The 21,828-nt window shown below is 67.2% G+C and carries 20 protein-coding genes and 1 riboswitch; of the genes, 17 read left to right on the plus strand and 3 right to left on the minus strand.

What is annotated here, in order from left to right:
* Positions 1 to 90: 90 nt before the first annotated feature.
* Positions 91 to 4,794, plus strand: coding sequence for a glutamate synthase-related protein (locus WT26_RS05190; RefSeq protein WP_069272316.1), 4,704 nt, complete (start codon positions 91 to 93; stop codon positions 4,792 to 4,794).
* Positions 4,795 to 4,879: 85 nt separating this feature from the next.
* Positions 4,880 to 6,346: a glutamate synthase subunit beta gene (locus tag WT26_RS05195; protein ID WP_059665857.1), complete on the plus strand. Its 1,467-nt coding sequence runs from the start codon at positions 4,880 to 4,882 to the stop codon at positions 6,344 to 6,346.
* Positions 6,347 to 6,444: 98 nt separating this feature from the next.
* On the opposite strand, the gene WT26_RS05200 is transcribed toward WT26_RS05195, so the two are convergent.
* A complete protein-coding gene (locus tag WT26_RS05200; protein ID WP_060175142.1) occupies positions 6,445 to 6,777 on the minus strand; it encodes a hypothetical protein in 333 nt (110 codons plus the stop codon).
* 49 nt (positions 6,778 to 6,826) lie between these two features.
* Positions 6,827 to 7,207 carry a hypothetical protein gene (locus tag WT26_RS05205; RefSeq protein WP_069269827.1) on the minus strand — a complete coding sequence of 127 codons (381 nt, stop codon included), beginning with the start codon at positions 7,205 to 7,207 and terminating at the stop codon, positions 6,827 to 6,829.
* 379 nt (positions 7,208 to 7,586) lie between these two features.
* On the opposite strand from WT26_RS05205, the gene WT26_RS05210 reads away from it, so the two are divergent.
* Together WT26_RS05210 and thpR are read left to right on the plus strand one after the other, a co-directional pair.
* Positions 7,587 to 9,074, plus strand: a complete 1,488-nt coding sequence (locus WT26_RS05210) for an alanine/glycine:cation symporter family protein (RefSeq protein ID WP_069272317.1) — start codon at positions 7,587 to 7,589, stop codon at positions 9,072 to 9,074.
* Between the two features lie 2 nt (positions 9,075 to 9,076).
* The gene (thpR, locus tag WT26_RS05215) at positions 9,077 to 9,661 is read left to right on the plus strand and encodes an RNA 2',3'-cyclic phosphodiesterase (protein WP_069272318.1); all 585 of its coding nucleotides are present in this window, start codon (positions 9,077 to 9,079) and stop codon (positions 9,659 to 9,661) included.
* A 61-nt stretch (positions 9,662 to 9,722) separates the two neighbouring features.
* Here thpR and WT26_RS05220 read toward each other — a convergent pair whose 3' ends face one another.
* Positions 9,723 to 11,492, minus strand: a complete 1,770-nt coding sequence (locus WT26_RS05220; RefSeq protein WP_059522275.1) for an ABC transporter ATP-binding protein/permease — start codon at positions 11,490 to 11,492, stop codon at positions 9,723 to 9,725.
* 272 nt (positions 11,493 to 11,764) lie between these two features.
* Positions 11,765 to 11,883: riboswitch (TPP riboswitch) on the plus strand.
* A 213-nt stretch (positions 11,884 to 12,096) separates the two neighbouring features.
* Here WT26_RS05220 and WT26_RS05225 point away from each other — a divergent pair.
* From WT26_RS05225 to WT26_RS05285, 13 genes are all read left to right on the plus strand, one after another.
* Positions 12,097 to 13,233: an FAD-dependent oxidoreductase gene (locus WT26_RS05225; protein ID WP_069272319.1), complete on the plus strand. Its 1,137-nt coding sequence runs from the start codon at positions 12,097 to 12,099 to the stop codon at positions 13,231 to 13,233.
* 32 nt (positions 13,234 to 13,265) lie between these two features.
* Positions 13,266 to 13,463, plus strand: a complete 198-nt coding sequence (gene thiS / locus WT26_RS05230; RefSeq protein WP_059522277.1) for a sulfur carrier protein ThiS — start codon at positions 13,266 to 13,268, stop codon at positions 13,461 to 13,463.
* Between the two features lie 38 nt (positions 13,464 to 13,501).
* Complete coding sequence (locus tag WT26_RS05235; RefSeq protein ID WP_059665869.1) at positions 13,502 to 14,317, plus strand: thiazole synthase; 816 nt, start codon at positions 13,502 to 13,504, stop codon at positions 14,315 to 14,317.
* Entirely contained in the window at positions 14,314 to 15,447 is a 1,134-nt protein-coding gene (gene thiE / locus WT26_RS05240) for a thiamine phosphate synthase (RefSeq protein WP_069272320.1), read from the plus strand. Before WT26_RS05235 ends, thiE begins: the two co-directional genes overlap by 4 nt.
* Before the next feature lie 84 nt (positions 15,448 to 15,531).
* Complete coding sequence (locus WT26_RS05245) at positions 15,532 to 16,353, plus strand: ABC transporter ATP-binding protein (RefSeq protein ID WP_006477138.1); 822 nt, start codon at positions 15,532 to 15,534, stop codon at positions 16,351 to 16,353.
* Positions 16,350 to 17,117, plus strand: coding sequence for a lipid asymmetry maintenance ABC transporter permease subunit MlaE (gene mlaE / locus WT26_RS05250; protein ID WP_021164333.1), 768 nt, complete (start codon positions 16,350 to 16,352; stop codon positions 17,115 to 17,117). Before WT26_RS05245 ends, mlaE begins: the two co-directional genes overlap by 4 nt.
* Positions 17,118 to 17,141: 24 nt before the next feature.
* A complete protein-coding gene (mlaD, locus tag WT26_RS05255) occupies positions 17,142 to 17,702 on the plus strand; it encodes an outer membrane lipid asymmetry maintenance protein MlaD (protein ID WP_059522279.1) in 561 nt (186 codons plus the stop codon).
* A gap of 31 nt (positions 17,703 to 17,733) precedes the next feature.
* Positions 17,734 to 18,642, plus strand: a complete 909-nt coding sequence (locus WT26_RS05260; protein WP_069273692.1) for a VacJ family lipoprotein — start codon at positions 17,734 to 17,736, stop codon at positions 18,640 to 18,642.
* A gap of 111 nt (positions 18,643 to 18,753) precedes the next feature.
* A complete protein-coding gene (locus tag WT26_RS05265) occupies positions 18,754 to 19,383 on the plus strand; it encodes an MlaC/ttg2D family ABC transporter substrate-binding protein (RefSeq protein WP_059522369.1) in 630 nt (209 codons plus the stop codon).
* On the plus strand, positions 19,380 to 19,655 hold the full coding sequence (locus WT26_RS05270; RefSeq protein ID WP_027788544.1) for an STAS domain-containing protein: 276 nt from the start codon (positions 19,380 to 19,382) through the stop codon (positions 19,653 to 19,655). Before WT26_RS05265 ends, WT26_RS05270 begins: the two co-directional genes overlap by 4 nt.
* Positions 19,656 to 19,840: 185 nt before the next feature.
* Entirely contained in the window at positions 19,841 to 20,767 is a 927-nt protein-coding gene (locus WT26_RS05275; RefSeq protein ID WP_069272321.1) for an ABC transporter ATP-binding protein, read from the plus strand.
* Positions 20,764 to 21,519 carry an ABC transporter permease gene (locus WT26_RS05280; RefSeq protein ID WP_059522282.1) on the plus strand — a complete coding sequence of 252 codons (756 nt, stop codon included), beginning with the start codon at positions 20,764 to 20,766 and terminating at the stop codon, positions 21,517 to 21,519. Before WT26_RS05275 ends, WT26_RS05280 begins: the two co-directional genes overlap by 4 nt.
* Positions 21,520 to 21,575: 56 nt before the next feature.
* Complete coding sequence (locus tag WT26_RS05285; protein WP_006477131.1) at positions 21,576 to 21,815, plus strand: BolA family protein; 240 nt, start codon at positions 21,576 to 21,578, stop codon at positions 21,813 to 21,815.
* The last annotated feature ends 13 nt before the right edge of the window (positions 21,816 to 21,828 follow it).

Genomic DNA, 21,828 nt, shown 5'->3' on the forward strand with positions numbered 1-21,828 from the left:
CGGCCGCGCCGTCTCCCGTCGGGAGCGGGATCGACGGCAACAAGAAAATGGTTCAACGGCCTCCAGGCCCCCCTTTACGACGGTGTCCCCATGAACGACCACCAGCAGCCGCTCGCCGCGGTGCCCGCCGCACAAGGTCTGTACGACCCGCAAAACGAACACGACGCCTGCGGCGTCGGCTTCGTCGCTCACATCAAGGGCAAGAAGAGCCACGAGATCATTCAGCAGGGTCTGAAGATCCTCGAGAACCTCGATCACCGTGGCGCGGTCGGTGCCGATCCGCTGATGGGCGACGGCGCGGGCATCCTGATCCAGATTCCGGACGCGTTCTATCGCGAGGAAATGGCGAAGCAGGGCGTGAACCTGCCGCCGGCCGGCGAATATGGGGTCGGCATGATCTTCCTGCCGAAGGAAAACGCATCGCGTCTCGCGTGCGAGCAGGAGCTCGAGCGCACGGTGAAGGCCGAAGGCCAGGTCGTGCTCGGCTGGCGCGACGTGCCGGTCGACCACGCGATGCCGATTTCGCCGACCGTGAAGGCGAGCGAGCCGCTGATCCGCCAGATCTTCATCGGCCGCGGCAAGGACATCATGGTGACGGACGCGCTCGAGCGGAAGCTGTACGTGATCCGCAAGACGGCCAGCCACCGCATCCAGGCGCTGAAGCTCAAGCACGGCAAGGAATACTTCGTGCCGTCGATGTCCGCGCGCACGATCGTCTACAAGGGGCTGCTGCTCGCGGGCCAGGTCGGCGTGTACTACCGCGACCTGCAGGACACGCGCGTCGTGTCGGCGCTCGCGCTCGTGCACCAGCGCTTCTCGACCAACACGTTCCCGGCGTGGGAACTGGCTCACCCGTACCGGATGATCGCGCACAACGGCGAGATCAACACCGTGAAGGGCAACGTGAACTGGCTGAACGCGCGTACCGGCGCGATCGCGTCGCACGTGCTCGCCGACGATCTGCCGAAGCTGTGGCCGCTGATCTACCCGGGCCAGTCGGATACCGCGTCGTTCGACAACTGTCTCGAGCTGCTGGTGATGGCCGGCTACCCGCTCGTGCACGCGGTGATGATGATGATCCCGGAAGCGTGGGAGCAGCACACGCTGATGGACGAGAACCGCCGCGCGTTCTACGAATACCACGCCGCGATGATGGAGCCGTGGGACGGCCCGGCCGCGATCGCGTTCACCGACGGCCGCCAGATCGGCGCGACGCTCGACCGTAACGGCCTGCGCCCGGCGCGCTACATCGTCACCGACGACGACCTCGTCATCATGGCGTCGGAAGCCGGCACGCTGCCGATCCCCGAATCGAAGATCGTCAAGAAGTGGCGCCTGCAGCCGGGCAAGATGTTCCTGATCGACATGGAACACGGCCGCATCATCGACGACAAGGAGCTGAAGGACAACCTCGCGAACGCGAAGCCGTACAAGAGCTGGATCGACGCCGTGCGCATCAAGCTCGACGAGATCGAGCCGAAGGCCGAGGAAGTCGCGGCCGGCCGTACGCAGGGCGCCGCGCTGCTCGACCGCCAGCAGGCGTTCGGCTATACGCAGGAAGACCTGAAGTTCCTGATGGCGCCGATGGCGCAGCAGGGTGAAGAGGCCGTCGGTTCGATGGGCAACGACTCGCCGCTCGCGGTGATGTCGAACAAGAACAAGACCCTCTATCACTACTTCAAGCAGCTGTTCGCGCAGGTCACGAACCCGCCGATCGACCCGATCCGCGAGAACATGGTCATGTCGCTCGTGTCGTTCATCGGCCCGAAACCGAACCTGCTCGACACGAACAACATCAACCCGCCGATGCGGCTCGAAGTGTCGCAGCCGGTGCTCGACTTCAAGGACATCGCGAAGATCCGCGCGATCGACCAGTACACGGGCGGCAAGTTCAGCGCATACGAACTGAACATCTGCTATCCCGTCGCCTGGGGCAAGGAAGGCATCGAGGCGCGCCTCGCGTCGCTGTGCGCGGAAGCCGTCGACGCGGTGAAGTCGGGCTACAACATGCTGATCGTGTCGGACCGCAAGACGGACGCCGAGCACGTCGCGATTCCGGCGCTGCTCGCCACGTCGGCAATCCACACGCACCTCGTCCAGCAAGGGCTGCGCACGAGCACGGGCCTCGTCGTCGAGACGGGCTCCGCACGCGAGACGCACCACTTCGCGCTGCTCGCGGGCTACGGCGCGGAAGCCGTGCACCCGTACCTCGCGATGGAAACGCTCGCGAAGATGGCCGAAGGCCTGCCGGGCGACCTGTCGCCGGAGAAGGCCGTCTACAACTTCACGAAGGCGGTCGGCAAGGGCCTGCAGAAGGTGATGTCGAAGATGGGCATCTCGACGTACATGTCGTACACGGGCGCGCAGATCTTCGAAGCGCTCGGCCTGTCGAGCGACCTCGTCGAGAAGTACTTCAAGGGCACGGCGTCGAAGGTCGGCGGCATCGGCCTGTTCGAAGTCGCGGAAGAGGCGATCCGCCTGCACCGTGACGCATTCGGCGACAACCCGGTCCTGCGCGACATGCTCGACGCGGGCGGCGAGTACGCGTACCGCGTGCGCGGCGAAGACCACATGTGGACGCCGGACTCGATCGCGAAGCTCCAGCACGCGACGCGCAGCAACTCGTACCAGACGTACAAGGAATACGCGCACCTGATCAACGACCAGACCAAGCGTCACATGACGTTCCGCGGCCTGTTCGAGTTCAAGGTCGAGCCGACCAAGGCGATTCCGATCGACGACGTCGAGCCGGCGAAGGACATCGTCAAGCGCTTCGCGACGGGCGCGATGTCGCTCGGTTCGATCAGCACCGAAGCGCACGCGACGCTCGCGATCGCGATGAACCGGATCGGCGGCAAGTCGAACACCGGCGAAGGCGGCGAGGACGAGAAGCGCTACCGCAACGAGCTGCGCGGCATTCCGATCAAGTCGGGCGAGACGCTGAAGTCGGTGATCGGCGACGAGATCGTCAGCGACATCCCGCTGAAGGATGGCGATTCGCTGCGCTCGAAGATCAAGCAGGTCGCGTCGGGCCGCTTCGGCGTCACCGCCGAGTACCTGGCATCGGCCGACCAGATCCAGATCAAGATGGCGCAGGGCGCGAAGCCGGGCGAAGGCGGCCAGCTGCCGGGCCACAAGGTGTCCGAATACATCGGCAAGCTGCGTTACTCGGTGCCGGGCGTCGGCCTGATCTCGCCGCCGCCGCACCACGACATCTATTCGATCGAGGATCTCGCGCAGCTGATTCACGACCTGAAGAACGTGAACCCGAGCTCGAGCATCTCGGTGAAGCTGGTGTCGGAAGTGGGCGTCGGCACGGTCGCGGCCGGTGTCGCGAAGGCGAAGGCCGATCACGTCGTGATCGCCGGCCATGACGGCGGCACGGGTGCGTCGCCGCTGTCGTCGGTCAAGCACGCGGGCACGCCGTGGGAACTCGGCCTGGCCGAAACGCAGCAGACGCTGGTGCTGAACCGCCTGCGCGGCCGCATCCGCGTGCAGGCCGACGGCCAGATGAAGACGGGCCGCGACGTCGTGATCGGCGCGCTGCTCGGCGCGGACGAATTCGGCTTCGCGACGGCGCCGCTCGTCGTCGAAGGCTGCATCATGATGCGCAAGTGCCACCTGAACACGTGCCCGGTCGGCGTCGCGACGCAGGATCCGGTGCTGCGTGCGAAGTTCAAGGGCCAGCCCGAGCACGTCGTGAACTACTTCTTCTTCGTCGCCGAGGAAGTGCGCGAGATCATGGCGCAGCTCGGCGTCGCGAAGTTCGACGACCTGATCGGCCGCGCCGACCTGCTCGACACCCGCAAGGGCATCGAGCACTGGAAGGCGAAGGGCCTCGACTTCTCGCGCGTGTTCTACCAGCCGGAAGAGTGCGAGGACGTCGCGCCGCGTCACGTCGACGCGCAGGATCACGGCCTCGAACGCGCGCTCGACCACGTGCTGATCGAGAAGGCGAAGGCCGCGATCGAGAACGGCGAGCACGTGTCGTTCATCCAGCCGGTGCGCAACGTGAACCGCACGGTCGGCGCGATGCTGTCGGGCGTGATCGCGAAGAAGCACGGCCACGAAGGCCTGGCCGACGACGCGGTGCACATCCAGCTGAAGGGCACGGCCGGCCAGAGCTTCGGCGCGTTCCTCGCGAAGGGCGTGACGCTCGACCTCGTCGGCGACGGCAACGACTACGTCGGCAAGGGCCTGTCGGGCGGCCGGATCATCATCCGTCCGACCAACGACTTCCGCGGCAAGTCCGAGGAAAACATCATCTGCGGCAATACGGTGATGTACGGCGCGATCGAAGGCGAAGCGTTCTTCCGCGGCGTCGCGGGCGAGCGCTTCTGCGTGCGCAACTCGGGCGCGACGGCGGTCGTCGAAGGCACGGGCGACCACGGTTGCGAATACATGACGGGCGGCACGGTCGTCGTGCTCGGCGAGACCGGGCGCAATTTCGCGGCCGGCATGTCGGGCGGTCTCGCGTACATCTACGATCCGGAAGGCACGTTCGCGGCGAAGTGCAACAAGTCGATGGTCGCGCTCGAGCCGGTGCTGCAGCAGGCGGAGCAGGAGCGCACGGTCGACCGCGCTCTCTGGCATGCGGGCACGACGGACGAAGCGCTGCTCAAGGGGCTCGTCGAGCGTCATTTCCAGTTCACGGGTTCGCCGCGCGCGAAGTCGCTGCTGGAAAACTGGGACGCGGCGCGCCGCCAGTTCGTGAAGGTGTTCCCGCACGAATACAAGCGCGCGCTGGGCGAGATCGGTGCGAAGAAGGCGGCGAAGGAAGAACTGGCCGCCTGAGCGACGAACGACATAGCGAATGCCGCGCGCACCTGACGGCCGCGCGCGGCTCCCCCACCCGATACACCGAACAGAAGAGCACCTTATGGGCAAGGCAACCGGTTTTCTGGAGTTCGAACGCCGCCACGAGGCGTACGAAGCACCGCTCACGCGCGTGAAGCACTACAAGGAATTCGTCGCGGCACTGACCGACGCGGACGCGAAGGTCCAGGGCGCGCGCTGCATGGATTGCGGCATCCCGTTCTGCAACAACGGCTGCCCGGTCAACAACATCATTCCGGATTTCAACGATCTCGTTTACCGCCAGGACTGGCAGCAGGCGATCGAAGTCCTGCACTCGACCAACAACTTCCCGGAGTTCACGGGCCGCATCTGCCCGGCGCCGTGCGAGGCAGCCTGCACGCTCGGGATCAACAACGATCCGGTCGGCATCAAGTCGATCGAGCACGCGATCATCGACAAGGCCTGGGCAGAAGGCTGGGTGAAGCCGCTGCCGGCCGAACACAAGACGGGCAAGAAGGTTGCGGTCGTCGGTTCGGGTCCCGCGGGCCTCGCCGCCGCGCAGCAGCTCGCGCGCGCCGGCCACGACGTGACGGTGTTCGAGAAGAACGATCGCGTCGGCGGCCTGCTGCGTTACGGGATCCCCGACTTCAAGCTCGAGAAGTGGCTGATCGATCGCCGCATGCGCCAGATGGAAGCGGAAGGCGTGACGTTCCGCACCAGCGTGTTCATCGGCAAGGATCCGCTGCCCGAGTCGATCGGCAGCCTCGCGAAGGAAACCATTTCTCCGGATACGCTGAAGGAAGAATTCGACGCAGTCGTGATCGCGGGCGGTTCGGAGACGCCGCGCGACCTGCCGGTGCCGGGCCGCGAGCTCGCGGGCGTGCATTTCGCGATGGACTTCCTGCCGCAGCAGAACCGCGTGAACGCGGGCGACAAGCTCGCCGACCAACTGCTTGCAAAGGGCAAGCACGTGATCGTGATCGGCGGCGGCGATACGGGTTCCGACTGCGTCGGGACGTCGAACCGTCACGGCGCGAAGCAGGTCACGCAGTTCGAGCTGCTGCCGCAGCCGCCGGAAGAGGAGAACAAGCCGCTCGTGTGGCCGTACTGGCCGATCAAGCTGCGCACGTCGTCGTCGCACGAGGAAGGCTGCGAGCGCGACTGGGCGGTCGCGACGAAGCGTCTCGAAGGCAAGAACGGCAAGGTCGAGAAGCTGATCGCCGCGCGCGTCGAGTGGAAGGACGGCAAGATGCAGGAAGTGCCGGGCTCCGAGTTCGAACTGAAGGCCGATCTCGTCCTGCTCGCGATGGGCTTCACGCAGCCGGCGGCGCCGGTGCTCGAAGCATTCGGCGTCGCGAAGGACGCGCGCGGCAATGCGCGCGCGGCGACCGAAGGCGATCGCTCGTACTACACGTCGGTCGACAAGGTGTTCGCCGCAGGCGACATGCGTCGCGGCCAGTCGCTCGTGGTGTGGGCGATCCGCGAAGGCCGCCAGTGCGCGCGCTCGGTCGATGCGTACCTGATGGGGCATTCGAACCTGCCGCGATAAGCGTCGCGAGCGGGGTTCGATGAAAGCCGGGCGTTCGAGAGGGCGCTCGGTTTTTTTGCGCCTGTCGACAGCAGCGACGCCCCTCCGCAGTTTTCCAGTCATTCGCGCGGCGTGCGTTGTTCTCTGGCCGCGAACGAGATCATGCGTCCACGGCAGTCGAGTACGGCGAAATAGTTGCCTTCGCGCGTGTGCAGACCGAAATGCCAAGTATCGCGTTTCCCGGGATGGTATTCCGGCTTTCCGTGGAACCGGATGTCGGTCAGTCGAAGCCCGTCGTGCGCGATGAACACGAGGATCTTGCCCTGCATGTGTTCAAGGGACGCGTCCGCGCAATGCATTTCCTCCGTGTAGTCGAGCGTGGCGCCGATCGCAACAGCCAGCACGACGCACGCAATGACGCTCACGATGAGCCGGAGCGGCCAGATCAGCATGTGACGCAAGATGGTCGGAATCATGAGCGCATCCTTGACCGTGGCTCGATCACCGGCGGCGGGTAGGAATGGACGGCTCGACGGTGGCGTAAGCGATGCGTCCGTTGCAGTCCATCGTCGCGATCAGGGTTCCTTCGCGACTGTTCAGGCGGAAACCCCACCAGGCCAGTGATTTCCACCAACCAACGGAATCCGCGTGGTAGGTAGGCAGGCCGTCAAAGTATGCGTCCGTCAGAGGCACCCGACGTTCGGCGAGGAACGCGCGCACTTTGGCGTGCAGCACGTCGGCGGACAGATCTGGGCAAGTGCCCTCATCCGTTTCGTATCTCGCGACCGCGACGGTCACGAGCAACGTGATGCAGAGGGCGGCCGCGATCGTGATGCACCAGAGCGCCCAGTGCACGGTGTGGCGAACGAATGTCGGAATCATGGTGGCGTGCTGGATTCGAGACGGCCTGGTTTCGTCGAGGCCAAGCGGTCACTCTGATCGCTTCATTCGGCAGATTGCAAGCGAGTGCTGTTCGGCCGGTCGAGGACCGGGGGCGTCGCGGCTTGCGCGACTTGTACGGATCGCGGACGTCAAGCCGACAAAACGCGCCCCGGACATCGTTTCCGATCGTAAAGAAAATCATCGCATCTGCCTGATTCGTTCTGTGCACAGGTCGCCTAACCTGAAGACGTTCGCCACCAGTTTTCGTCACTCCAATCCTTTCGTTTTGTAAGAATCCTCGCGAATTGTCATATCATGTCGTCCCTCCGGCGCGCCACGTGCAGCCGGCCATGACTGACCGCATTTAAGAGGACACCGGATGGAAGCATTCGCGCAAGGGCTGATCGACGCCGTCAACGGCGTGCTGTGGAACTACGTGCTGATCGCGCTGCTGCTCGGCGCCGGTGCGTGGTTCACGTTGCGGTTCCGGATGATCCAGCTGAAGGCGCTGTTCCTCAGCATGAAACTGGTCGGCAGCAAGGGCGAGCCGGGCAGCATCTCGTCGTTCCAGGCCTTCGCGACCGGGCTCGCGAGCCGCGTCGGCACCGGCAACATTGCCGGCGTCGCGGTCGCGCTGACTGTCGGCGGGCCGGGCGCGATCTTCTGGATGTGGATGACCGCGCTGGTCGGGATGTCGTCCGCGTTCGTCGAGGCGACGCTCGCGCAGATCTTCAAGGTGTCGCACCCGGACGGCAGCTATCGCGGCGGTCCCGCGTACTACATCCAGACGGGCCTGCGTTCGCGCGGCTTCGGCGTGCTGTTCTCGCTGTCGCTGATCCTCGCGTTCGGTTTCGTGTTCAACGCGGTGCAGGCGAACGCGATCGCCGACGCATTCCACACGTCGTTCGGCTGGCGCCGCGAGACGGTCGGCCTCGGCCTCGTGCTGCTTTCCGCGCCGATCATCTTCGGCGGCATCCGCCGCATCGCGACGGTCGCGCAGGTGATCGTGCCGCTGATGGCGATCGGCTATCTCGCGCTCGCGGTCTATGCGGTCGCGACGCACATCGCGCTCGTGCCGGACGTGATCGCGCTGATCGTGAAGAGCGCCTTCGGTCTCGAGCAGGCGGCAGGCGGCCTGACCGGCTACGCGGTCAGCCAGGCGATCGCGATCGGCGTGAAGCGCGGGCTGTTCTCGAACGAGGCGGGGATGGGCAGCGCGCCGAACGCGGCCGCGACCGCGAGCACGCGGCATCCCGTCACGCAGGGGCTGATCCAGATGCTCGGCGTGTTCGTCGACACGATCGTGATCTGCAGCGCGACCGCGTTCGTGATCCTGCTGTCGGGCCAGTATGAAGTCGGTACGGGGATGGAGGGCGCGGCGCTCACGCAGCGCGCGATCTCGAGCCACGTCGGCGACTGGGGCGGCATCTACATGGCCGTCGCGATCTTCTTCCTCGCGTTTTCGTCGGTGATCGGCAACTACGCGTATGCGGAGGGCAACGTCGAATTCGTCACGAAGCGGCGCGGCGTGCTGCCGCTGTTCCGTGTCGCGGTGCTCGGCATGGTGATGTTCGGCAGCGTCGGGCAACTGCCGCTCGTGTGGGCGATGGCCGATACGAGCATGGGGTTGATGGCGATCATCAACCTGATCGCGATCCTTGCGCTCGGCAAGCATGCGCACGCCGCGTGGGCCGACTATCGCCGCCAGCGCGCGGCGGGCATCGCCGATCCGGTGTTCACGCGCAACACGATCCCCGAGCTCGCGCGCGTGCTGCCGGCCGACGTGTGGGGCGAGCACGGCCCGCTGCCGCAGCGTCCGGCGGCAGCGCCTGCAACCGGCGTCGCGACGGGCGTCGCGGCCAACTGACCATGAACGGCGACCGGCTCCGTGCGTTCGTCGCGCTGATGCCCGATGCGGCCTCGCGCGACGCGCTGCACGCGTTGCCGGTCACCCGCGGGGCGCGGCGCACGCTGCCCGCGCAACTGCACATGACGCTCGCGTTCATCGGCGCGATCGAACGGGACCGATGCGACGCGCTGGCCGCGCATCTGCCCGCGCTCGCGGCCGCGCACGCATTGCCGCTGCAGCAGGTCGAGCGGATCGCGTGGTGGCCGAGCCTGCCGCGCGCGAGGCTGATCGTCGCGGAGCTCGGCGTCGAGCCGGCGCTGGTCGCGCTGAACGACGCGCTGGTGGCCGCGTTGCGGGACGTCGGCATGCCGACCGATCGCCGGCCGTTCCGGCCGCACGTGACGCTCGCGCGGCTGCCGCGCGATGCGGTCGGCCAGCCCGCGCACGGCGGCGAGCTGCGCCAGCCGGTCGAATTGCATTTCGAAGCGCTGACGTTGTTCGAAAGCGTGCTGTCGCACACGGGGGCGTCGCATCGCCCGCTGGTGTCGGCGCCGCTTGCGCTGGCGGATGCGCAGGGAAGAGGAGAGGGCCCGCTGCCGGCGTAGGCGGGCCATGCCGGGCGGGCGGCCGGGACGCTCGACGCGCACCGGCCGCACGCCCGGGCGATTACGCAGCGACCTTGTCGCTGTCGTTCACGCGCTCGACGTTGATCGTGCCGACGTGGAACGCGGCCAGCGATTCGCGGTGCGCGATGCTGACGATCGCGGCCTTCGGCAGCCGTTCGGCGAACAGGTGGTACAGGCGTGCCTCGTTGTCGGCGTCGAGCGCGCTCGTCGCTTCGTCGAGGAACAGGAAGTCGGGCTTGTGCAGCAGCACGCGCGCGCCGGCAAGGCGCTGCTGTTCGCCCGGCGACAGCACGCGGGTCCAGTGCGCGGTCTCGTCGAGGCGCTCGGCATAATCCTCGAGGCGGCATGCGCGCAGCGCGTCGCGGCAGGCTTCGTCGCTGAACGCGTCGGCCGTCGCCGGATAGGTGAGCGCGGCCTTCAGCGTGCCGATCGGCAGATAGCTCGTTTGCGGCACGAACATCATCCGCGCGCCGACCGGCGCATCGATCGCGCCGTCGCCGAACGGCCAGAGCCCCGCGAGCGCGCGCATGAACGTGCTCTTGCCGGAACCCGACTTGCCGATCACGAGCCAGCGCGAGCCGGGCTCGATCGTGACGCTGCCGATGTTCGCGAGCGCGTTGCCGTTGGGCAGCGCGAGCTTGAGCGACGACGTCGACAGCTTCGCGCCGTCGACGTAGTGCAGGTTGATGCCGCCGTGCTCGGTCGCGGGCGACAGGCTTTCCTTCAGGTGCGACGTGCCCATCACGCGCTTGAATTCACGCAGACGGTTGACGGTGGCGCGCCATTCGACGAGGGTCGAGTAACTGTTGATGAACCACGAGAACGAATCGCTGACGGTGCCGAACGCGGACGAGATCTGCATCAGCACGCCGAACGAGAACGCGCCCGCGAAATAACGCGGCGCGGCGACGACGAGCGGGAAGATGATCGCGATCTGCCCGTAGAAGCTCAGCACGAACGTGAGCCGCTTCGTGTACTTCATCACGCGCCACCAGTTGTCGCGGATGCGCATGAAGAGGTTTTGCGCGTTGCCGGTCTCGGTCTTCTCGCCGTCGTAGAACGCGATCTGCTCGGCGTTCTCGCGCACGCGGATCAGCCCGAAGCGGAAGTCGGCCTCGACGCGCTGCTGCTGGTAGTTGATCGACACGAGCGGGTGGCCGACCTTCTGGATGATCAGCGAGCCGACCACCGCGTACAGCGCCGCCGCCCACACCATGTAGCCGGGGATCGTGATCGGCGTCGCGCCGAGCGAGAACGTCAGCGCGCCGGCGAGCGACCACAGGATCGTGATGAACGACACGAGCGTGACGACCGTCGACAGCAGGTCGAGCGACAGCGCGAGCGTGGTCGTCGAGAACGACTGAAGGTCGTCGGTGATCCGCTGGTCGGGGTTGTCGGCGAGACGGTCACGTTCGATCCGGTAGAACGCGCGATCGCCGAGCCACTGGCCGAGAAAGCGGTCGGTGAGCCACTGGCGCCAGCGGAAGCCGAGCATCTGCCGCAGGTAGCGGCCGTACACGGCGAGGATGATGAACGCGAACGCGAGCGCGGAGAACTGCATCAGCAGGTTCGGGAAGTCGTGGACGTCCTTCGACTGCAGCGCGTTGTAGAACTCCGCGTTCCACTTGTTCAGCCGGACGTTGATCCAGACCACGCAGAGGTTGATCGCGATGATCGCGACCAGCAGGCCCCATGCGATTTTCCATTCGGACGATACCCAGTAGGGCTTGATGAGGCTCCATGCGGATACCGGGCGCTCGTCCTGCGGCGCGTCGGAGGCGGAGCGGACGGGATCGATCGATTGGGTCATGTGCTTCCTGATGAGTAGCCGGCGCGCGGGCCGGGCGAAGCCGGGCGCGCGCCGCGATACGGCGGGCCGGAAAAAGGCGCCGGATGACGGCGGGCGTCGCGAATTGTGGTCCGCCCGTCTTAAACGGCACTTAAGGCCGGCGGTGACGCGGCAACCGGCGCGCCCAAGCGCACCGGCCTGCGGGCATTGTGCCAGAGCGGCGCGGCACGTCGGCGAATTTGCCGCAAGGGGGACAGTTTGCGGCGCTTTCCGCTTTTATGGTCTAATGGCCGACGACGAAACAGGGGTGCTTTGTCGCGCGGCCGGCAGATGTTCCGGGCAGCGAGGCTGAGAAAGACCCTTCGCACCCGATCCGGGTAATACCGGCGAGGGAAGTTTCTGATCCCGCCGGGTCGCGCTGGCTGCGTCCCCATTGCCAGCGCGCTGTTCCGTCCGGCCGGCCTTTGCTGCCGGTTTCGTCCTTTTGGGTACGCGCATTGCGCGTTACGGAAGGAATGATGACCGCACAATCTTCAGTCTTTTGTCCCGCCCCGCGCGCGTTCGCACGGGATCGCGCACGCGTGTCCGCTCCGCATGGACGCGCTTTTCGCGGGGAGGGCGTCCAATGAGCACGCCAACGTCTCGCCCCGATTTCGCGGTGCTCGGCGGCGGCCTCGTCGGCCGCCTGATCGCATGGCGGCTCGCGGGCGACGGCCATCGCGTCGCGCTTTACGAGCGCGGCGGCCCGGACGGCGAGCAGTCGGCCGCGTGGATCGCGGCTGCCATGCTCGCACCGCTCGCGGAAGCGGCGAGCGCGGAGCTGCTGATCACCGAGCTCGGCGCCGCGTCGCTCGCGCGCTGGCCGCAGTGGCTCGCGGAACTGCCCGAACCCGTCTTCTTCCAGCATCACGGCACGCTCGTCGTCTGGCATCACGCGGACCGCGCGGAGGCGCCGCTGTTCGAGCGGCGCGTGCGCGCGAACGCGCCGGCCGGCCTGTTCGACAGCGGCTTCGTGACCCTCGCCGGCGCGCAGGTCGACGCGGCCGAGCCGGTGCTCGCGGGCCGCTTCGCGCGCGGCCTGCTGCTGCCGAACGAAGGCCAGCTCGACAATCGCCAGGCGCTGCGCGCGCTCGCGGCCGGCCTCGCCGAGCGCGGCGTCGACCTGCACTGGCACGTCACGATCGACGATGCGAACCTGCCCGCCGCGCATTTCACGATCGATTGCCGCGGGCTCGGCGCGAAACCCGCGCTGCCCGCGTTGCGCGGCATCCGCGGCGAAGTCGCGCGCGTGCGCGCGCCCGGCATCGGGCTCACCCGGCCCGTGCGGCTGCTGCATCCGCGCTACCCGCTGTACATCGCACCGAAGCAGGACGATCTCTACGTGATCGGCGCGACCGAGGTGGAGGGCGAGGACATGTCGCCCGTCAGCGTGCGCTCCGCGCTCGAACTGCTGAGCGCGGCGTTCTCCGTGCATCCGGCGTTCGGCGAGGCGCGCATCCTCGAACTCAATGCGCAGTGCCGGCCGACGCTGCCCGATCATCGCCCGGCGGTGATCTGGGACGGTGCGTCGACGCTCGCCGTCAACGGCCTGTACCGGCACGGCTTCATGATCGCGCCGGAAGTCGCGCACGCGGCGGTCGCGCTCGCCGAAGCCGCGCTCGGCGGCGCGTTCGGCGATGCCGACGCGTTCGCCGCGTGGCGCGACGCCGGGCGCTGGCCGGCGCTCCTTCATCACCGCAACGACGCGCGCCAGCCGGCCTGACGCGCACCGCCGACCGAATTCGACGAAGCCTCATGGATATCCAGATCAACCAACAGAACCTGACGTTGCCCGACGGCGCAACGGTGGCCGACGCGCTCGCCGCGTACGGCGCGCGTCCGCCGTATGCGGTCGCGCTGAACGGCAATTTCGTCGCGCGCACGCAGCATGCGGCGCGCGCGCTCGCGGCGGGCGACAGGCTCGACGTCGTGCACCCCGTCGCGGGCGGCTGAGCGCCGCCGGTTCGTCCCCGCTCTTTCAGGAAAACGACATGACGTCCCTCACCTCCGCCGACGCGCTGACGCTGTACGGCGAAACCTTCGCAAGCCGCGTGCTGATCGGCACGTCGCGCTATCCGTCGCTGCAGTCGCTGTCCGATTCGATCGTCGCGTCGCGCCCCGGGATGGTGACGGTCGCGCTGCGCCGCCAGATGACGGGCGGCACGGCCGAAGCCGGCTTCTTCGACCTGCTCAAGCGCCACGCGGTGCCGCTCTTGCCGAACACGGCCGGCTGCCAGACCGTCGCCGAAGCCGTGACGACCGCGCACATGGCGCGCGAGGTGTTCGACACCGACTGGATCAAGCTCGAGCTGATCGGCGACGACTACACGCTGCAGCCCGATCCGGTCGGGCTGATCGAGGCGGCCGCGCAACTGGTCAAGGACGGCTTCAAGGTGCTGCCGTACTGCACCGAGGATCTCGTGATCGGCAGGCGCCTGCTCGACGTCGGCTGCGAGGCGCTGATGCCGTGGGGCGCGCCGATCGGCACGGGCAAGGGGGTCGTGAACCCGTACGGCCTGCGCGTGCTGCGCGAGCGCCTGCCCGACGTGCCGCTGATCGTCGACGCGGGGCTCGGCGTGCCGTCGCACGCGTGCCAGGTGATGGAATGGGGCTTCGACGGCGTGTTGCTGAACACCGCCGTGTCGCAGGCCACGCACCCCGAGATCATGGCGCGCGCATTTGCGCAGGGTGTCGAAGCGGGACGTGCCGCGTATCTGGCGGGGCCGATGGACGCGCGCGAGACCGCGCACGCCAGCACGCCGGTCGTCGGGATGCCGTTCTGGCACCAGGACGGGGGCGGCGCATGAGCGCGGGGCTGGCCGCCGCATTCTGGCCGCCGGCCGACGAACTGGCCGAAGCGGCCGAACGGATTCGCGCCCGGCTGGGCGACTGGCCGGGCGCCGCCGCGGCGTGGCGGCTGTGCGTCGCGGTGCCCGACGCGCCGGCCGACGGCGACGTGCTGATCGTATCGGCCGGCGACCGTGCCGCGCAGGCGCGCGCGTCGGCCGCGTCGCGGCCTGCGTCGCCGGGCGTGGCGGTCGTCGAATTCGGCGAGCGCCGCGCGGTGCTGCACCGCGCGGGCGAACGCATCGCGCTCGACGCCGCGCATCCGCTCGCGGACGACTGGATTGCCGCGCTCGCCGCGTTCCTCGACTGCGGCTTTGCGCCGGTCGACGCGCTGGTGCTGGCGCTGGCCTGGCGCGACGGCGACGAGGCCGCCGCCGATGACGACGCAGGCGCATGGCCGGTGAACCCCGCGCGGTTCCCGCGTGTCGCCGGGCTGCCGGCCGCGCCGGAGCCCGCGTTCGCGCCGTGCCCCGCGCGGCTCGGCCTCTACCCGGTCGTGCCGGACGCCGAATGGGTCGAGCGCGTGCTCGATTGCGGCGTGCGGACCGTGCAACTGCGCGTGAAAGGCGCCGCGCCGGACCTGCTGCGCGCGGAAATCGCTCGTGCCGTCGCGGCCGGGCGCCGCCATCCCGATGCGCGCGTGTTCATCAACGATCACTGGCAGATCGCCGTAGAAGAGGGGGCGTACGGGGTTCATCTGGGTCAGGAAGACCTCGAAACGGCCGATCTGGCCGCGATCGCGCGCGCGGGCCTGCGGCTCGGACTTTCGAGCCACGGTTATTACGAAATGTTGCGGGCATTGCACGAGCGCCCGAGCTACCTCGCGCTCGGCCCCGTCTACGCGACCGCGACCAAGGCCGTCGCCGCGCCGCCGCAGGGCCTGGCGCGGATTGCCCGCTATGCGCGCTTCGCGGGCGCGCGGGCGCCGCTCGTCGCGATCGGCGGGGTGGGGCTCGACGCGCTGCCCGCCGTGCTGGCGACGGGTGTCGGCAGTGTCGCAGTGGTCAGTGCGGTGACCGGGGCCGCGGATTACCGGGCAAGGATTATTGCGTTGCAGCAATGTTTTCCCGGACAATTTGACAATCATTGACCGCAGGGCCCGGAACGGCGTCACGACATCATTCCAATGCAGGCCCTATAATTCGGCGTTCTGCGTAAAAGGACTGTCAGCTCCGTGAGCCCCACTCCTACCGAGACCCTGCTGGAACTTCGCGACGTCGACTTTGGCTACGGCGACCGCCTCGTCCTGTCCAACCTGAACCTGCGCTTCGGGCGTGGGCAGGTCGTCGCGGTCATGGGCGGGTCGGGTTGCGGCAAGACGACCGTGCTGCGCCTGATCGGCGGCCTCGTGCGCGCGCGCCGAGGCCAGGTGCTGTTCGACGGCGCCGATGTCGGCGCGCAAACGCGCGACGGCCTGTACGCGCTGCGTCGCAAGATGGGCATGCTGTTCCAGTTCGGCGCGTTGTTCACCGACATGTCGGTGTTCGAGAACGTCGCGTTCGCGCTGCGCGAGCATACCGACCTGCCCGAAGACCTGATCCGCGACCTCGTGCTGATGAAGCTCAACGCGGTCGGGCTGCGCGGCGCGCGCGACCTGATGCCGTCCGAGGTGTCGGGCGGGATGGCGCGCCGCATCGCGCTGGCACGCGCGATCGCGCTCGATCCGCAGCTCATCATGTACGACGAGCCGTTCGCCGGCCTCGATCCGATCTCGCTCGGCATCACCGCGAACCTGATCCGCACGCTGAACCAGGCGCTGGGCGCCACGTCGATCCTCGTCACGCACGACGTGCCCGAATCGTTCGCGATCGCCGACTACGTGTATTTCCTGGCCAACGGCGGCGTGCTCGCGCAGGGGACGCCCGACGAGCTGCGCGCATCGACCGATCCGAGCGTGCGGCAGTTCATCGACGGCGCGCCGGACGGCCCGTTCAAATTTCATTACACGAGCCCGCCGCTGGCGGCGGATTTCGGGCTCGGCGGAGGGCGCGCATGATCAGCGCGATCGGACGTTACGTCATCGGCGGCCTCGAGCGCGCGGGCTACGGCACGCGGCTGTTCGTGCGCCTCGTGCTGGAATTCTTCCCGCTGCTGCGCCGGCCGCGGCTGGTCACGAAGCAGATCCACTTCCTCGGCAACTATTCGTTCGTGATCATCGCCGTGTCGGGGCTGTTCGTCGGCTTCGTGCTCGGCCTGCAGGGGTACTACACGCTGAACCGCTACGGTTCCGAGCAGGCGCTCGGCCTGCTGGTCGCGCTGTCGCTCGTGCGCGAGCTCGGGCCGGTGGTCACGGCGCTGCTGTTCGCGGGCCGCGCGGGCACGTCGCTCACGGCCGAGATCGGCCTGATGAAAGCCGGCGAGCAGCTCACCGCGCTCGAGATGATGGCGGTGGACCCGATCAAGAACGTGATCGCGCCGCGCCTGTGGGCGGGCATCATCGCGATGCCGCTCCTGGCCGCGATCTTCAACGCGGTCGGCGTGCTCGGCGGTTACTTCGTCGGTGTCGTGCTGATCGGCGTCGATCCGGGCGCGTTCTGGTCGCAGATGCAGGGCGGGGTCCAGGTCTGGGCTGACGTCGGCAACGGCGTGATCAAGAGCATCGTGTTCGGGTTCGCCGTGACCTTCATTGCACTGTTTCAAGGGTATGAAGCGAAGCCCACGCCCGAGGGCGTGTCGCGCGCGACGACCAAGACGGTCGTGTTCGCGTCGCTTGCCGTACTCGGCCTCGATTTCCTGCTGACCGCGCTGATGTTCAGCTAAGCCTCAGCCAAGCCAAATTTTGGGATGACGATGAAAAAGACTGCTCTCGACTTCTGGGTCGGCCTGTTCGTGGTGGTGGGCTTCCTTGCGGTGCTGTTCCTGGCGCTGAAGGTCGGCAACATGAGCTCGTTTTCGTTTCAGCCGACCTACTCGGTGAAGATGAAATTCGACAATATCGGCGGGCTGAAGCCGCGCGCGGCCGTGAAGAGCGCGGGCGTCGTGGTCGGCCGCGTGAAGACGATCGGTTTCGACACGAACACGTACCAGGCACTGGTGACGATCGATGTCGACGGCCAGTATCAGTTCCCGAAGGATTCGTCGGCGAAGATCCTGACGTCGGGCCTGCTCGGCGAGCAATATATCGGCCTCGATCCGGGCGGCGACACCGAAATGCTGAAGTCGGGCGATACGATCACGATGACGCAATCGGCGATCGTGCTCGAGAACCTGATCGGCCAGTTCCTGTACAGCAAGGCCGCCGACGCGGGCGGTGCGAAGCCGGCAGCCGGTGCGCCGGCCGCGCCTGCACCGGTGGCGGTGCCGGCGTCGGCGGTGTCCGCCGCTCCCGGCTCGGCGGCCCAATAACCACACGAGAGATGAGAAGAGGGTAATGACCATGCAGACGATCCGCATCAGGCACGCCGCGCTGGCGGTGGCGGCAGTCGCCGCGTTGAGCGGCTGCGCGACCGTGCAGACGCCGACCAAGGGCGATCCGCTCGAAGGCTTCAACCGGACGATGTACAAGTTCAACGACACGGTCGATACGTATGCGCTGAAGCCGGTCGCGAAGGGCTACCAGTACGTGGTGCCGCAGCCGGTGCGCGACAGCGTGACGAACTTCTTCTCGAACATCGGCGACGTCTACATCGCGGCGAACAACATCGTGCAGCTGCGGATCGCGGACGGCGTCGGCGACATCATGCGTGTCGTGATCAATACGGTGTTCGGCGTCGGCGGCCTGTTCGACGTCGCGACGATCGCGAAGCTGCCGAAGCACACGGCCGACTTCGGGATCACGATGGGCCGCTACGGGATGCCGTCGGGTCCGTACCTCGTGCTGCCGCTGCTCGGCCCGAGCACGCTGCGCGATACGGCCGGCCTGGGCGTCGACTACGTCGGCAACCCGCTTACCTACGTGAAGCCGGATGGCCTGAGCTGGGGCCTGTTCGGCGTCAACCTCGTCAACACGCGTTCGAACCTGCTCGGCGCGGGCGACGTGCTGGATGCCGCGGCACTCGACAAGTATTCGTTCGTGCGTAACGCGTACCTGCAGCGCCGCCAGATGCTGATCAGCAACGCACGCGGCGAGGCGGCCGCGACGTCGAGCAACGACGCGCTGCCGAAGTACGACCTGCCGGACGACGGCGCGGCGGCGCCGGCGGGTGCATCCGGTGCGGCTGCGCCGGCGCCGGGGTCGGAAGCGGCGGGTGCGCCGAACCCGGCCAGCGAAACGAACGTGCCGCCGATGCAGGTGGCGCCGCCGTCGCCGGGCGGGTTCCGCTTCCCGAGCATTCGTCTGCACTGACGGATTTACATTCGTTACAGCCGGAAACGATTCAGTCGGTAGCGTGCGCGAACTTGCGCGTAAGCTACCTGCTCCAACCTCCGCATCGACTCATTCATGCAGGTCACTATGATGAAAAAACTGTTCCTGATCCCCGTTTTCGCGGCGCTGTTCTCGTTCGGCAGCGCAGCCCACGCGCAAGTCGACCAGTCGAACCCGCAGGCGCTGATCAAGACGGCGACGCAGCAGGTGCTCGACGAAGTCAAGCAGCAGACGATCAAGCAGGGCGACACCAACCGCATCATCACGATCGTCAACAAGGACATCCTGCCGTACACCGATTTCCGCCGCACCACGCAGCTCGCGATGGGCCGCAACTGGCGCACCGCGACGGCGGAACAGCAGCAGCAGGTTCAGGAGCAGTTCAAGCTGCTGCTGATCCGCACGTATTCGGGCGCGCTGGCGCAACTGAAGCCGGATCAGCAGATCCAGTACCCGCCGTTCCGCGCCGATCCGGCCGATACCGATGTCGTGGTCAAGACGGTCGCGATGAACAACGGCCAGCCGGTCCAGATCGACTACCGCCTGTACAAGACGGCGAACGGCTGGAAGGTGTATGACCTGAACGTGCTCGGCGCCTGGCTGATCCAGACGTACCAGCAGCAGTTCAACGAGAAGATCCAGCAAAGCGGCGTGGACGGCCTGATCCAGTTCCTCACGCAGCGCAACCAGCAACTTGCCGCCGGCAAGCAAGCGTCGTGAGCGGCTTCGAAGCCGGCTCCTCGCTGACCGTCGCGAGCGCGAAGTCCGCGCTCGCGGACGGTCTTGCGCGCATCGGCGCGGGCGCGACCGCCGTCGATTGTGCGGCGCTGACGCAGTTCGACTCGTCCGCGCTCGCCGTGCTGCTCGCATGGCAACGTGCCGCCAAAGCGCGCGGCGCGACCCTCGACATCCTCAATCTTCCCCCGAAGCTCGCCAGCCTCGCGCGCGCCTACGGCGTCGACGCGCTCATCGAAGGCACCGGGCGACATTGACCCTGCCGCTGAACGCCGGCCCCCGCGGGCGCCGGCTGCCGCACGGCCGATTCCGATGGCCGTCCCCTCCCGCCGGTTTGCCCTATAATCAAGCGTTTTGCGGGGCAGCCAATCGGCGTCCGGCCCCCATTTTCATTCGCAGCAAGCACAGAATAGGCGTCGCGGCCCATGCGCCGCGCACAGTCATGTCAGCCATAGAAATCCGTCACGTCAAGAAGCGCTACAAATCGCTTCAGGCGCTCAAGGGCGTCAGCCTGTCGGTCGAGGAAGGCGAGTTTTTCGGTCTGCTCGGCCCCAACGGCGCAGGCAAGACCACGCTCATCAGTATCCTCGCCGGGCTCGCCCGGGCCGACGAAGGCAGTATCTCGGTGCGCGGTCACGACGTCGTCAAGGACTTCCGTGGCGCGCGCCGCGCGCTCGGCGTCGTGCCGCAGGAACTCGTGTTCGACCCGTTCTTCACCGTCCGCGAGACGTTGCGGATCCAGTCCGGCTATTTCGGGCTGCGCCGCAACGACGACTGGATCGACGAAGTGATGGCCAATCTCGACCTCACCGAGAAAGCCGACGCGAACATGCGCGCGCTGTCCGGCGGGATGAAGCGCCGCGTGCTGGTCGCACAGGCGCTCGTGCACCGGCCGCCCGTGATCGTGCTCGACGAGCCGACCGCCGGCGTCGACGTCGAATTGCGCCAGACGCTGTGGAAATTCATCTCGCGACTGAACCGCGAAGGCCACACGATCGTGCTGACCACCCACTACCTCGAGGAAGCCGAGTCGCTGTGCGACCGCATCGCGATGCTGCGCCGTGGCGAAGTGGTCGCGCTCGACCGCACCGACGCGCTGCTGCGCCGCTTCGCGGGGCTGCAGCTGTACCTGCGCTTCGCGCTCGGCGCGCTGCCGTCCGAGCTGCGCGGGCTGGAGTCCGACCCGGCCGCGCGCGCGCCGGGCGAGCACCTGCTGCGCCTGACGAGCTACGACGATGTCGAGCGGATCCTCGCGCAATGCCGCGCGGCGGGCTGCACATTCGACGAGATCGAGGTCCGCAAGGCCGACCTCGAAGACGTGTTCGTCCAGGTGATGAACGGGGCCGAGGTGATCGAGGGTCTGGCATGAGCGGGTTTCAAACGCTGTTCTACAAGGAACTGCTGCGTTTCTGGAAGGTGTCGTTCCAGACGGTGTGCGCGCCGATCGTCACGGCGCTGCTGTATTTGACGATCTTCGGCCACGCGCTGTCGGGCCGCGTGGAGGTCTATCCGGGCGTCGAGTACGTGAGTTTTCTCGTGCCGGGCCTCGTGATGATGAGCGTGCTGCAGAACGCGTTCGCGAACAGCTCGTCGTCGCTGATCCAGTCGAAGATCACCGGCAACCTCGTGTTCGTGCTGCTGCCGCCGCTGTCGTACCGCGACATCTTCTGCGCGTACGTGCTCGCGTCCGTGGTGCGCGGGCTCGCGGTCGGCGCGGGCGTGTTCGTCGTGACGATCTGGTTTATCCCGATGCATTTCGCGGCGCCGCTGTTCATCATTGCGTTCGCGCTGCTCGGCTCGGCGATCCTCGGCACGCTCGGCCTGATCGCCGGGATCTGGGCCGAGAAGTTCGACCAGCTCGCCGCGTTCCAGAACTTCCTGATCATGCCGCTGACGTTCCTGTCCGGCGTGTTCTATTCGACGCACTCGCTGCCGCCCGTGTGGCGCGAGATCTCGCGTCTCAATCCGTTTTTCTACATGATCGACGGCTTCCGTTTCGGGTTCTTCGGCGCGTCCGACATCAACCCGTTCGCGAGCCTCGCGATCGTCACCGGTTTCTTCGTGCTGCTCGCGCTGATCGCGATGCGGCTGCTCGCGACCGGCTACAAACTGCGTCATTGATATCGACAGGCCGCGGCCGCCATCCGGGCGGCGCGCGTCGACAGGAGCCTTACACCATGTTGCCGACTCCCGAACAGGTCAAGCAATACATCGCCGGCGGTCTCGCCTGCACGCATCTGGAAGTCGAAGGCGACGGCCAGCATTTCTTCGCGACGATCGTGTCGGCGGCCTTCGAAGGCAAGCGCCCGATCCAGCGGCACCAGCTCGTCTACGCGGCGCTCGGCGATCGCATGAAGCAGGAAATTCACGCGCTCAGCATGAAGACGCTGACGCCCGCCGAATGGCAGAACGCATAACCGGAACTTCACT

The organism is Burkholderia cepacia (assembly GCF_001718835.1).
Classification (GTDB): domain Bacteria; phylum Pseudomonadota; class Gammaproteobacteria; order Burkholderiales; family Burkholderiaceae; genus Burkholderia; species Burkholderia cepacia_F.

What these genes read in the sequence shown, in the direction of transcription:
- thiS (WP_059522277.1), top strand. Translation starts at nt 13,266, where the DNA reads ATGGATATCCAGATCAACCAACAGAACCTGACGTTGCCCGACGGCGCA.
- thpR (WP_069272318.1), top strand. Translation starts at nt 9,077, where the DNA reads ATGAACGGCGACCGGCTCCGTGCGTTCGTCGCGCTGATGCCCGATGCG.
- thiE (WP_069272320.1), top strand. Translation starts at nt 14,314, where the DNA reads ATGAGCGCGGGGCTGGCCGCCGCATTCTGGCCGCCGGCCGACGAACTG.
- WT26_RS05220 (WP_059522275.1), bottom strand. Translation starts at nt 11,492, where the DNA reads ATGACCCAATCGATCGATCCCGTCCGCTCCGCCTCCGACGCGCCGCAG.
- WT26_RS05195 (WP_059665857.1), top strand. Translation starts at nt 4,880, where the DNA reads ATGGGCAAGGCAACCGGTTTTCTGGAGTTCGAACGCCGCCACGAGGCG.
- mlaD (WP_059522279.1), top strand. Translation starts at nt 17,142, where the DNA reads ATGACGATGAAAAAGACTGCTCTCGACTTCTGGGTCGGCCTGTTCGTG.
- WT26_RS05285 (WP_006477131.1), top strand. Translation starts at nt 21,576, where the DNA reads ATGTTGCCGACTCCCGAACAGGTCAAGCAATACATCGCCGGCGGTCTC.
- WT26_RS05205 (WP_069269827.1), bottom strand. Translation starts at nt 7,207, where the DNA reads ATGATTCCGACATTCGTTCGCCACACCGTGCACTGGGCGCTCTGGTGC.
- WT26_RS05275 (WP_069272321.1), top strand. Translation starts at nt 19,841, where the DNA reads ATGTCAGCCATAGAAATCCGTCACGTCAAGAAGCGCTACAAATCGCTT.
- WT26_RS05225 (WP_069272319.1), top strand. Translation starts at nt 12,097, where the DNA reads ATGAGCACGCCAACGTCTCGCCCCGATTTCGCGGTGCTCGGCGGCGGC.
- WT26_RS05235 (WP_059665869.1), top strand. Translation starts at nt 13,502, where the DNA reads ATGACGTCCCTCACCTCCGCCGACGCGCTGACGCTGTACGGCGAAACC.
- WT26_RS05280 (WP_059522282.1), top strand. Translation starts at nt 20,764, where the DNA reads ATGAGCGGGTTTCAAACGCTGTTCTACAAGGAACTGCTGCGTTTCTGG.
- WT26_RS05190 (WP_069272316.1), top strand. Translation starts at nt 91, where the DNA reads ATGAACGACCACCAGCAGCCGCTCGCCGCGGTGCCCGCCGCACAAGGT.
- WT26_RS05210 (WP_069272317.1), top strand. Translation starts at nt 7,587, where the DNA reads ATGGAAGCATTCGCGCAAGGGCTGATCGACGCCGTCAACGGCGTGCTG.
- WT26_RS05260 (WP_069273692.1), top strand. Translation starts at nt 17,734, where the DNA reads ATGCAGACGATCCGCATCAGGCACGCCGCGCTGGCGGTGGCGGCAGTC.
- mlaE (WP_021164333.1), top strand. Translation starts at nt 16,350, where the DNA reads ATGATCAGCGCGATCGGACGTTACGTCATCGGCGGCCTCGAGCGCGCG.
- WT26_RS05200 (WP_060175142.1), bottom strand. Translation starts at nt 6,777, where the DNA reads ATGCTGATCTGGCCGCTCCGGCTCATCGTGAGCGTCATTGCGTGCGTC.
- WT26_RS05265 (WP_059522369.1), top strand. Translation starts at nt 18,754, where the DNA reads ATGAAAAAACTGTTCCTGATCCCCGTTTTCGCGGCGCTGTTCTCGTTC.